Annotated in this window: 10 protein-coding genes; 5 read left to right on the top strand and 5 right to left on the bottom strand. The window is 70.2% G+C overall.

The window, feature by feature from the left end; genetic code table 11:
• Window positions 1-70: 70 nt before the first annotated feature.
• The gene (locus tag O1R50_RS01795; protein ID WP_270108125.1) at window positions 71-1060 is read right to left on the bottom strand and encodes a 2-dehydropantoate 2-reductase; all 990 of its coding nucleotides are present in this window, start codon (window positions 1058-1060) and stop codon (window positions 71-73) included.
• Between the two features lie 187 nt (window positions 1061-1247).
• Between O1R50_RS01795 and O1R50_RS01790 the strand changes: the two genes are divergently transcribed.
• Window positions 1248-3044, top strand: coding sequence for a bifunctional metallophosphatase/5'-nucleotidase (locus tag O1R50_RS01790; protein WP_270108124.1), 1797 nt, complete (start codon window positions 1248-1250; stop codon window positions 3042-3044).
• A 65-nt stretch (window positions 3045-3109) separates the two neighbouring features.
• Here the strand turns inward: O1R50_RS01790 and O1R50_RS01785 are convergent, their stop codons facing one another.
• Window positions 3110-3763: an NADPH-dependent FMN reductase gene (locus O1R50_RS01785; protein ID WP_270108123.1), complete on the bottom strand. Its 654-nt coding sequence runs from the start codon at window positions 3761-3763 to the stop codon at window positions 3110-3112.
• Window positions 3764-3953: 190 nt separating this feature from the next.
• Between O1R50_RS01785 and O1R50_RS01780 the strand changes: the two genes are divergently transcribed.
• On the top strand, window positions 3954-5144 hold the full coding sequence (locus O1R50_RS01780) for a M20 metallopeptidase family protein (protein ID WP_270108122.1): 1191 nt from the start codon (window positions 3954-3956) through the stop codon (window positions 5142-5144).
• Between the two features lie 374 nt (window positions 5145-5518).
• Here O1R50_RS01780 and O1R50_RS01775 read toward each other — a convergent pair whose 3' ends face one another.
• Both O1R50_RS01775 and O1R50_RS01770 read right to left on the bottom strand, forming a co-directional pair.
• On the bottom strand, window positions 5519-6373 hold the full coding sequence (locus tag O1R50_RS01775; RefSeq protein ID WP_270108121.1) for a Vgb family protein: 855 nt from the start codon (window positions 6371-6373) through the stop codon (window positions 5519-5521).
• Between the two features lie 131 nt (window positions 6374-6504).
• Window positions 6505-7008 (bottom strand): gluconokinase, encoded by a 504-nt coding sequence (locus tag O1R50_RS01770; protein WP_270108120.1) that lies wholly within the window; start codon window positions 7006-7008, stop codon window positions 6505-6507.
• 141 nt (window positions 7009-7149) lie between these two features.
• Here O1R50_RS01770 and O1R50_RS01765 point away from each other — a divergent pair, with 141 nt between their 5' ends.
• The 3 genes from O1R50_RS01765 (at window position 7150) to O1R50_RS01755 (ending at window position 9905) form a co-directional block, all read left to right on the top strand.
• Window positions 7150-7857 (top strand): FadR/GntR family transcriptional regulator, encoded by a 708-nt coding sequence (locus O1R50_RS01765; protein WP_270108119.1) that lies wholly within the window; start codon window positions 7150-7152, stop codon window positions 7855-7857.
• Between the two features lie 90 nt (window positions 7858-7947).
• Window positions 7948-8391, top strand: coding sequence for a DUF4383 domain-containing protein (locus O1R50_RS01760; protein WP_270108118.1), 444 nt, complete (start codon window positions 7948-7950; stop codon window positions 8389-8391).
• A gap of 461 nt (window positions 8392-8852) precedes the next feature.
• A complete protein-coding gene (locus O1R50_RS01755; RefSeq protein ID WP_270108117.1) occupies window positions 8853-9905 on the top strand; it encodes a hypothetical protein in 1053 nt (350 codons plus the stop codon).
• A 121-nt stretch (window positions 9906-10026) separates the two neighbouring features.
• On the opposite strand, the gene aceB is transcribed toward O1R50_RS01755, so the two are convergent.
• Window positions 10027-11616: a malate synthase A gene (aceB, locus tag O1R50_RS01750; protein WP_408612577.1), complete on the bottom strand. Its 1590-nt coding sequence runs from the start codon at window positions 11614-11616 to the stop codon at window positions 10027-10029.
• Window positions 11617-11698 lie beyond the last annotated feature (82 nt).

The following is an 11698-nucleotide window of genomic DNA, read 5'->3' as shown; positions in this document are numbered from 1 at the left end:
TGCGATTGTCAAGCTAGTCAACGAGAGTGAACCGATGGTGTCCCGATACTGAACGGGGCGCGGCGCGGGTTCAGGTGCGGCGCAGTTCGGCGAGGAGTTCGGGGCCGGTCCAGTCGCGGCGCCCGCCGTCCTCGGCGGCGTGCACGAGCGCGGTGAGGTGTTCGTTGACGTGCGCGGTGAGGCCGTGTTCGGCCGCGAGGGAGACGATCTCGCCGTTCAGGTAGTCCACTTCGGTTGGGCGTCCGGCTTCGAGGTCCTCCCAAGTGGAGGATCGGGCGAGCGGGTCCATGGCGAGCATCTTCGCGGCGGTGCGGGTGAACAGCGCGTCGGGCAGGCCGAGCAGGGCGGGAAGCAGGCGCGGGTCGAGCCCGGCGGTGGCGGTGGGGCGCAGTCCGGCGGCCTTGTACGCGGCGAGGGCTTCGCGTTGGGCGAGCGCGAGGCAGCGGCGGTAGGCGCGCTGCGACAGCTCGGTCTTGAGCGGCAGCCCGGAGAGCGCGTTGACGGCGTTGTTGAGGTTGAGCAGGAGTTTCGCGGCCTGAACTCCGCGCAGGTCGGTTTCACGGGCGAGCGTGAGTCCGGCGCTCGCGAATGCGGGCCCGAACGCGTCGAGCGCGGGATGGGTTTGGACGCCGAGGTCGCCCGCGGTGCCCTGGTGGAAGCGGCCGGGTCCGGAGTGGACCACGTTGAACGCGACCATGCCCGGCAGCACGGTCGCCTGCGGCAGCTGCTCGCGCAGGACGTCCGCGTTGCGCAGCCCGTTCTGGAAGCTGATGACGACGGTGCCCGGTTCCAGGTGCGGCGCAAGGGCTGCCGCCGCCGCCCGCGTCCCGGAGGACTTGACGGTGACGAGCACGAGATCGGCACCGGCGACGGGAGACGTCTCGAACCGGGGCGCGTCCACGTGCAACGCCGTGCCGTGCAGATCGGTCAAGGCGAGACCGTGCGTCGCCGCCTCGTCGGCGATCCGCTGCCGCCCGACGAACACCACCTCGGCTCCGGCGGCCGCGAGCCTGCCGCCCACGTAGCAGCCGATGCTTCCGGCGCCGAACACGCAGATCATCCCCGGATGCTACTCGACCCGGGCCGCACCCGCGCCGGTCGAATGACGGGGGTGCCTTTCACGGCCGAAGCGTTTCGGGATCGACATCGCTCGTTCAATATAGGGTCATGGGATGACCTCCCTGGCCAGGTGCAATACTCCTCACATATTTCCTCGCATCCCTCGGCGCAGCAGACTGGAGCACCACATGACCGTCAACCGCAGGACCCTTCTGGGAGCATCGGCCGCCGCGGGGGCGGCCGCTGCCGTCGCCGCGGCCTCGCCCGCCGAAGCCAAGCAGCAGCACCGCTACTCCTTCACCGTGATGGGCACGACCGACCTCCACGGCAACATCTTCAACTGGGACTACTTCAAGGACGCCGCCTACAGCGACGCCGCCGGGAACACCCGCGGCCTCGCCCGCGTCGCCACCCTCGTCAAGCAGGTCCGCGAGGAGCGCGGCGCGAAGAACACCATCCTCATCGACGCGGGCGACACCATCCAGGGCACGCCCCTCGCCTACTACTACGCGCGCGTCGACCCGATCGTCGCCGACGCCGGCCCCGTCCACCCCATGGCCCAGGCCATGAACGCCATGCACTACGACGCCGCGGCCCTCGGCAACCACGAGTTCAACTACGGCCTCGACACCCTCGCCAAGTTCGACTCCCAATGCGAGTTCCCGCTGCTCGGCGCCAACGTCGTCGACACCGCCACCGGCGAACCCGCCTTCCCGCCCTACCACATCCAGCGCCTGCGCACGCCCTGCGGCAAAGACGTCAAGGTCGCCGTCCTCGGCCTCTGCACCCCCGGCGTGACCATCTGGGACAAGGCCTATGTAGAAGGCGTGCTCGAGTTCCCGAGCCTGGAGTCCACCGCCGCCCACTGGGTGCCCAAGCTCAAGGCGCAGGGCGTCGACGTCGTCATCGTCTCCGCCCACTCCGGCACCTCCGGCAAGTCCGCGTACGACACCTCCACCGGCCTCGGCATCGAGAACGCCTCCGCGCTCGTCGCCCAGCAGGTCCCCGGCATCGACGCGATCCTCGTCGGCCACGCCCACATCGAGGTCCCCGAATCCCGCGTCGCCGGACCGGACGGCCGCGAAGTCGTGCTCTCCGAGCCGCTCTGCTACGGCCAGCGCCTCACCCTCTTCGACTTCGACCTGGTCCTCGAGCGCGGGAAGTGGAAAGTCGAGTCCGTCGCGGCCTCCGTCCTCAACTCCAACACCGCCGCCGAGGACGAGGAGATCGGCGCGATCCTCTCCGACGAGCACAACGAGGTCGTCACCTACGTCAACCAGGTGGTCGCCGAGGAGGCGGTGGTCCTCCTGACCACCGCCGAGGCCCGCTACAAGGACGAGCCGATCATCGACCTCATCGCGAAGGTCCAGGTCGACACGGTCACGACCGCGCTCGCGGGCACCGAGTACGCGGACCTGCCGGTGATCGCGCAGGCCTCGCCGTTCTCGCGGACGGCGGAGCTCCCGGCCGAGAACGTCAAGATCAAGGACCTCTCGAGCCTGTACATCTACGACAACACGCTCGTGGCGAAGCTGATGACCGGCGCGCAGATCCGGGCGTACCTCGAGTACTCGGCGGAGTACTTCGTGCAGACCCCGGCGGGCGCCGAGGTCATCGTCGACGCGGCCGCGAAGACCGACAACATCACGGGCGCGGGCGGCCGCCCCGACTACAACTACGACTACGTCTCCGGGCTGGCCTACGAGATCGACATCGCGCAGCCGGTCGGCTCGCGCATCGCGAACCTCCGGTACCAGGGCGCGGCCCTGGCCGACGACCAGCGGTTCGTGCTGGCGGTCAACAACTACCGGGCCAACGGCGGCGGGAACTTCCCGCACGTCGCCGCCGCGACCGAGGTCTGGAGCGAGTCGATCGAGATCCGCACCCGGATCATCGAGTGGGTGACCGCGAAGAACCGCCTCGACCCCGCCGACTTCGCGTCGGTCGACTGGGTGCTGACCCGCGAGGGCACCCCGGTCTTCTAAGGGACGCAAGCGGAACGGCGCCGTCGCTCGGCGGTGCCGTTCCGCGCGTCCGAGTGCGTTCCGGCTCAGGTCATTTCCACGCGGTCGATGACCGGGTCGGGCCGCTCGCCGAGGAACTCGACCCAGGCGTGCCGGATGCACGGATAGTGGGTGGCGGCCTCGACCAGGTCCATGAACGCGGCGACGTTGTCGGCCAGGCGTTTGCGGAGCGGGTCGTCCGCGAGGTCCCCGTCGGCGGTGAAGGCGTCGTGGGCCTGCGCGAGCGAGAACATGTCGGGGTAGACGCGGGCCCCCAAGTGCTCCAACGGGATCCGCAGCGCCCACAGGCCCCGGTTGCCGCCCGCCATCGACGGCGAAGCCGACATGACGAGGACCTGCTTCTCGTGGAACGGCTGCGGGTGGATCCGGGAGGTCCAGTCGATGAGGTTCTTCACCGACCCGGGCAGGGACGCGTTGTACTCGGGGCTGGCGAGGATGAACGCGTCGTTGAACTGCAGTCGCCGACGGAACTCCTCGGCGCCGTCCGGGATGCCATCGCCCCCTTCGAGGTCGCCGTCGTAGACCGGTACGGCGAAGTCGGTGATCAGGGCGGCGTCCACGATCCCGCCGCGGTCGGAGACCACTCTGGCGGCCCGGTCGGCGAGCCGCCGGTTGACCGAGCCGGCCCGGCCGGATCCGGCCATGACGAGGTACTTGAGCGGTCGGATCTGGGTTTCCATGTCGGCTCCTCGGTCGGTGCGGCCCCTGCGCAAGGTCTAGCCCACTCGGCCGCCGCGCGGGACGGGAACGGGGAAATCGGCCGCGCAAAAGGCCTGTGCGCGCATCGGGCCGACATGGCAGTATTGCGTTCATCTGAACGACTTGCCGCACGGCTAGTCGACGAGAACCCAATACGCCCCAGGAGTACAGATGGACTTTCGGGAAGAGGCCGCAGCGATCGCGCCCGAGCTGATCGCGCTGCGCCGCGAACTCCACAGGATCCCCGAGGTCGGACTCGACCTTCCGAAGACGCAGGCGGCCGTCCTCGCGGCGCTGGAGGGCCTGCCGCTGGAGATCACCCTCGGGCAGAGCTCGACGGCCGTCACCGCGGTGCTGCGCGGCGGGAAGCCGGGCCCGGTGGTGCTGCTGCGCGGCGACATGGACGCCCTGCCGGTCACCGAGGAGACGGGCGTGGACTTCACGTCGGAGCACGTGGGCACGATGCACGCGTGCGGCCACGACCTGCACACAGCCGGGCTCGTGGGGGCCGCGAAACTGCTGTCGGCGCATCAGGCCGAGCTGGCCGGGGACGTGGTGTTCATGTTCCAGCCGGGCGAGGAGGGCCACGACGGCGCGGGCCACATGATCGCCGAGGGCGTCCTGGAGGCGGCGGGCCGCAAGGCCGATGCCGCGTACGGGCTGCACGTCATCTCGGACATGGTGCCGCGCGGGGTGTTCACGACGAAGCCGGGGCCGATGATGGCCGCGTCCTCGGGGCTGTTCGTGACCGTGGTCGGCAAGGGCGGGCACGGTTCGCGCCCGCAGGCGACGCTCGACCCGATCCCGGTGGCGGCGGCGATCGTCACCGCGCTGCAGACGCTCGTGACGCGCCGGTTCTCGACGTTCGAGCCGATCGTGATCACGGTCGGGACGTTCCACGCCGGGACGCGGCACAACATCATCCCCGACAGGGCCGAGCTCGAGGCGACGGTGCGGACCTTCTCGCCGGAGGCGCTCGACCAGGTCGAGAAGGAGTCGGTGAAACTCGCCGAGGACATCGCGACGGCGCACGGCCTGACGGCTGAGGTCCGGTTCGACCGGGAGTACCCGGCGACGGTGAACGACGCGGACGAGGCGGCGTTCGTGGCGGCCACGGTGAAGGACCTGTTCGGGGCCGAGCGGTACACGGAGATGCCGAACCCGGTGATGGGTTCGGAGGACTTTTCGCGGGTGCTCGAGAACGTGCCGGGCAGCTACATGTTCTACGGCGCGACCATCCAGGACGACCCGGACGAGGCGGCCTCCAACCACTCCCCGCGGGCGGCGTTCGACGACAGCGTCCTGGCGGACGGCGTGGCGCTGCTGGCCGAACTCGCGGTCAGGCGCATGGCCCGTGGATAGGCGACTAGGTGTCTAGGTGACTAGGTGTGGGGGGGGGGGGGGGGCGGTGCGGGGGCGCGCGGTCGCGGGGGGGGGGCGGCGCCCCCCCCCCCCCCCCCCCCCCCCCCCCCCCCCCCCCCCCCCCACCCTCGCCTTTACCAACACGCTCACCGTCGCCCTCACGGACCGCATGGCCCGCCGCCGGCCGCTTCCCGCGCCGGCCATCCGATCGATGCCTCGTCGACGTACGACTCCCCTCGCGGCGCTATCCCGATCGGGTGAATCTGCGTCCTAGGGCAGGGCTTTCGCCGGTTTTCTGTCGGACCCGCCTGCCACGCTCTCCTCTACAGTCGCTTCCCCTCCGGGTGGGTGGGGGCTTGGGATGGTAGACGGCCTTAAGCTCTAAAACCCGCCAGTTGCCCGGTCTCCAGCGCCGCCCAGACCGTGCCGTCGGGTGCGATCGCGATGCCGTGCGGCTCGCTGTTCGCGACCGGCAGGTCGTGGCCGGCGGCCTTGCCGTCGGCGGTCACATGCCCGATCCGGTTGCCGCCCCATTCGGTGAACCAGCAGCCGCCCGCGCCGTCGGCGATCACCGCGTGCGGCTTCGCGCCCTCGCTCAGCGTCGCGACCGTGACCGCGCCGTCATTGCCGATGCGCCCGATTCGGTCGCCCATGATGTCGGCGAACCACACCGCGTCCGCGTCTGCCGCGATGCCGACCGGCGCGGCCCCTTGCAGTTCGAGTGGCATCACGGTCACGGCTCCGTCCGGATCGACTCGTCCCACCGAAGCCGCGGCGTTGAGCGTGAACCACAGTTCGCCGCCGGGCGCGGCGGCGATCGCCGATGCGAATCCGCCCTGCCGCGGGATCGCGAAGCGGGTCACCGCACCGCCCGAATCGATTCGTCCGATGTGGTCGGTTGTGGTCTCGGTGAACCACACCGCGCCGTCATGGCCGACCGCGATGCCGTACGGCCCTGCGCCCTGCGCCAGTCGGAACTCGCTCAACTCGCCGTCGGCGCCGATGCGGCCGATCGTGTCGGCCTTGTACTCGGTGAACCAGGCCGCGCCGTCAGGCCCTACGGCGATGACCGTGGGCTGCGACCCGTCCGCGAGCTCCCAGTAGACCGGTGCCCCGCCGTCCGGGCTGATGCGCCCGACGCGGTTGCCCTCGGCCACGGTGAACCAGGTCGCGCCGTCCGCGGCGAAGGCGATGCCATACGCGCCCTTGGCGACTGCCACAGTATCCATCAGATGAAATCCTTCCGGCTCGCTATTCCGTACACTGTACAACATTAGTGAGCGTGAACCAGCGGTCGGCGGGGCCCCCTTGCGCCCCGCGCTCGCCGCAACCGGGCCGGGGGCCGTTCGCGCCGTGGGCGCTAGCGGACGAGGCCCTGGCAGACGCGATCGGCGATCTGCTCGGGGGCGGCGGCGACGTCGACGGAGATCCCGTCCTCGTCGTCGCCGAGCGGTTCGAGGTCGGCGAACTGGGAGTCGAGCAGGGTGGGCGGCATGAAATGCCCGCTGCGCGAGGCCATGCGCTCGCCGATGACCTCGCGGGTGCCGCTGAGGTGGACGAAGCGGACGCGGGCGGTCGCGCCGCGGAGGAGGTCCCGGTAGGAGCGCTTCAGCGCCGAGCAGGTGACCACGGTCCCCTGTCCGGCGGCGTCGTGCTCGCTGATCCAGTCCCGGAGCGCCACGAGCCACGGCTCGCGGTCGGCGTCGGCGAGCGGGATCCCGGCGCTCATCTTGGCGATGTTCGCCTCCGAGTGGAACTCGTCGGCCTCGGCCATGGGCCGGCCGAGCCGATCGGCGAGCAGCCGCGCGACGGTGCTCTTGCCCGAGCCCGCGACCCCCATGACCACCAGGCAGGTCGTCGCCATGGACCCTCCTCATCGAAAGGTAGTACTTAATCAACGGAAAGGTAACACCATTTGGACCCTCACGCAAACCCGGCCCGTATAGGATTCCGACATGGGCGACAGGCAAAGGGACACACGGCACCACCGGCACGGGGCGACCGCATGATCGAACGCCGCAAGCAGTCCGGCTCCGGCCTCCACGACCCCATCCTCGAGAAGCTCGGCATGGAGATCGCCGCCGGAGACCTCCCGGCCGGTCACGTCCTCACCCTCGACGGCATCCAGGAGCGCTTCGGCGTCTCCCGCACCGTCGCCCGCGAGGCCATGCGCATCCTCGAATCCATGGGCCTCGTCCAGTCCCGCCGCCGCGTCGGCATCACCGTCCGCCCCATCGCCGACTGGAACGTGTTCGACCCCAAGGTCATCTGGTGGCGCCTTTCCGGCCCCGCCCGCGCAGCACAACTCCGCACCCTCACCGAACTGCGCATCGCCGTCGAACCCCTCGCCGCCGGCGCCGCCGCCCGCGCCGCCACCGCCGCGCAGCGCTCACACGTCGTCGAAGTCGCCGCCACCCTCCGCCGCCTCGGCGAAGCCGGCGAACTCACCGAATTCATGGAACGCGACGTCGAATTCCACGCGATCCTCCTGCAAGCCAGCGGAAACGAGATGTTCGGCGCACTGGCCGACGTGGTCGCGGCGGTCCTGCGCGGCCGCACCCAACTCGGCCTCATGCCCCACAAGCCCGTCCCCCAGGCCCTCGACCTGCACGAGGCCGTCGCCGCGGCGGTCGCGGGCGGCCGGTCCGCCGAAGCCGAGACCGCCATGCGGGCGCTCCTGGTCGAGGTCCGCGCCGCGATGCTCCCGGGCTGAGGTCCGCTAGCTCTCCGCGCGGTGTCGAAACCGCATCAACGGGTACTCCTTCAACGATCTCCCGGCCCAACAACGATGAGGGAGGCGGAGATGTCAGACAGTCGAATGAAGGCGACCCGGGGACGGGCGCCGGCACAAGTGGTGGCGATGGTCGTCGCGCTGGTGTTCACGCTGGTCGGCATTCTCGGGTTCATCCCGGGGATCACCACCGACTACGATTCGCTCACCTTCGCAGGCCACGACTCGTCCGCGGAGCTACTCGGGATCTTCGCGGTCTCAGTGCTCCACAACATCGTCCACCTGCTGTTCGGGATCGTCGGATTCATGATGGCCCGCACGGCCGGCGGCTCGGTGACGTACCTCCTCGCCGGCGGCGCGATCTACCTCGTGCTCTGGCTGTACGGGGTGCTCATCGACCTGGACTCGAACGCGAACTTCGTGCCGGTCAACGACGCCGACAACTGGCTCCACCTGGCACTCGGCGTCGCCATGGTCGGCTTCGGAGCCGTGTTCGCCCGAAGCCGCCGAACCTGAACCGAACCTCGCCCGCTCCGCCGAGCCGACCGCGAACCCGGCTCGGCGGGGAATGCACCCCTACCCTCCGGCACGTGTGGCTCCCGCCTTCAGCGGACCGCTGTCCGGCGCCGCGCACCGCTGCCCGGCACGGCGAATTCCTTCGTGCGCATCGCCACACCCGGGCGTGTGCAACTTGCAGTAGTACATCACGCGTCACATACCCAGAAAGGTATTCACGACACCCCGCCAGCAAGCAGCAGACCGACACCACAGCAGTCCCTTGTGACACCCGCGCTGGCACGCGGGCGTTCCGGCCGCGTCCGAACGGGTCCGAACGGGTCCGACCGAACCGTATTTGTGCGGCAACACGGCGTTTCTCCTGGTCTGACCAGTGAGGCACGGTCAGTAACCGCATAGCATGTGCCACAACACCACCCCCGGCCCACAAGGCCGCGACACCACCGCAGATCGGACCAGCCATGCCCGAGTTCGCACCAGTGCGATTGCCGCACTACGACGGCCAAGGCCCGCACTCGCTCCTCGCCGATGTCGCCGCCTGGACCGGCTCCGAGCCGATGCGGGGGCTCCTCGCCCTCTTCGGCGGGCAGCTCCCCGGCACCGGCACCGCGGAGGATCTGGCCTACCTGGAGGCCTTCTCGGCCGACCACTGGGACTTCCGCGCCGGGCGGGAACGCCACGAGACCGCGCCCCAGCCGCTCACCCCCGAACACGAGCACGCCGCCACCCGGGCGGCACTCGCCCTGGGCCTCGGCGCCGCGGCGCGGCCGCGACTGGCGCACTACACGCACGTGCTGGTCCTGGGCGGCCTCGTCGCCTCCTGCCTGTTCCGCACCCGCTTCGCCGCCGAACTCCTCGCGAGCGGCATCGGCGCGGACCATGTCACCGGCGTCGGCGGCTTCCGCCCCCTGGGCGGACCCGACCTCGAATCCGCGGCGCTCAGCGGCATCGACTGCGGCGAGTTCGAAGTGGACGCGATCGAGGCGAGCCTCAAGCGCGCCTTCAAGATCGGCGGCGATCCTCTCGTCGACGAGGGCGGCGACCCGCTTCTCGACCCGGGCCGGGCCTGGAAGGTGGCGACCTACACGGCGGGCCCGGTCACGGTCCGGGCCGTCGCCGCGCCGTCCTCGCAGCCCGGCCGCCGCCGCGCGGACACGGTGGACACCTGCCGGTTCTGGGCGGACCGCGTCGTCGACCTCGCCCCCGGCGACAGCGTCCTCGTCGTCACCTCCGCGCCCTACACGGCGTTCCAGCACTGCGACGCGATCACCCACATGGGACTCCCGTACGGCTGCACGGTCGACACCGTCGGCGTCGACCCCGCCGCCCTCCCCGAGCCGCACTTCCGCAAGCACCACACCGCGAGCGGCTACCTCCAGGAGGTGCGCTCGGCGATCCGCTCGATGCGGCAGCTCTACCACTCCGCCTACGCCGCAGCGCAATCCCCGATGCGGACCATCGAGTCGGTGGCCGGTCGGCGTTTAACGCCGCGCACCGACCGTCGCCGCCACTGAACCGGTGACCGAAAACATCGATGTCGATATATATTTAAAAAGCACGGTGGGGCCGGACCGTGCGGGTACGGTCCGGCCCCACCGTTTCAGGAGGGTCCGCGAGAGTCGTGCGGTGCCCGGTTCAGCCGCCGTTGGCGAGGAACCTCGTGTACGCAGGGATGGTGAGGAACGTCGGGTAGGACTCCCCCAGCGCGCATTCGGTGAAGACCGAGAGCGCGTCGTCGAAGCGGTCGCCCTCGAAGCGCTCCATCCGCGCGAACTCGTCCTTGAGCAGCCGCTCGACCCAGCCGCGCGTCACCGTCCGCCCGTCGCCGGTCTTGGCCTCGGCGTTGATCCACTGCCAGATCTGCGAGCGCGAGATCTCGGCGGTCGCGGCGTCCTCCATGAGGTTGTTGATCGCCGCCGCGCCGTTGCCGCGCAGCCACGACTCGATGTACCGCACGCCGACCTCGAGGTTCTTGCGGATGCCCGCCTCGGTGATCTCGCCGGGCGTGGCCGCGACGTCGAGCAGGGCGGCCGCGTTCGGCACCACGTCCTCGCGCTGCTTGTCGATCTGGTTCGGCAGCCCGCCGAGGGTCTCGTCGAAGACGGCCGTCGCCACGGGCACCAGGTCGGGGTGGGCCACCCAGGAGCCGTCGAAGCCGTCGTCGGCCTCGCGGGTCTTGTCTGCCCGCACCTTCTCCAGCGCGATCGCGTTCGCCTCGGCGTCCTTGCGGCTGGGGATGAACGCGGCCATGCCGCCGATGGCGGAGGCGCTGCGCCGGTGGCAGGTGCGCACGAGCAGCTCGGTGTAGGCGCGCATGAACGGCGCGGTCATCGTCACCTGGTCGCGGTCGGGCAGGACGAAACGCGGTCCCCGCTCGCGGAAGTTCTTGATGACCGAGAAGATGTAGTCCCAGCGGCCGGCGTTGAGCCCCGACGAGTGGTGGCGCAGCTCGTAGAGGATCTCCTCCATCTCGAACGCGGCGGTGATGGTCTCGATGAGGACGGTCGCGCGGATCGTGCCCTGCGGCAGTCCGAGCAGGTCCTGGGCCATGACGAACACGTCGTTCCACAGCCGCGCCTCGAGGTGCGATTCGAGCTTCGGCAGGTAGAAGTACGGGCCGCGGCCGAGCTCGATGAGCCGGTGCGCGTTGTGGAAGAAGAACAGCCCGAAGTCCACGAGGGAGCCGGCGACGGGGACGCCGTCGATGCGCATGTGCAGTTCGGCCAGGTGCCAGCCGCGCGGGCGCACGATGATCGTCGGCAGGTCGGTGAGCGTCTCGCCCGTGAGGCGGTACTCCTTGCCCTGAGCGCTGGTGAAGTCGATGCGCCGCTCGATGGCGTCGCGGAGGTTCACCTGCGAGTCGATCACGTTGTGCCAGTTGGGCGTCGAGGAGTCCTCGAGGTCGGCCATCCAGCATTTCGCGCCGGAGTTGAGGGCGTTGATCGTCATCTTCCGGTCGCAGGGGCCGGTGATCTCGACGCGGCGGTCCTCCAGGCCCGGGGCGAGGGTGGCGACGCTCCAGGAGAAGTCCTCGCGCACTTCCTCGGTCTCGGGCAGGAAGCCCGGGTCGACGCCGTTGGCGATCTTGGTGCGGCGCTCCTGGCGGCGCTGCAGTAGCTCCTGCCGGCGGGGCGCGAAGGCCCGGTGGAGGGCGGCGACGAACGCCAGCGCCTCCGGGGTCAGGATCTCGTCCTGGCGGTCGACGGCGGGCCCGTTGACCGCGATGCCCGTGTCGTCACGAGTCTCGGTTGAAGTAACCACTTGGTTCTCCTCTTGTGGCGGGCGGAGTCCGGCGGTGCGGACTCCG

The sequence above is a fragment of the Glycomyces luteolus genome, from assembly GCF_027622875.1.
GTDB lineage: Bacteria > Actinomycetota > Actinomycetes > Mycobacteriales > Micromonosporaceae > Glycomyces > Glycomyces luteolus.
This window is presented reverse-complemented; position numbering and strand designations above follow the sequence as displayed.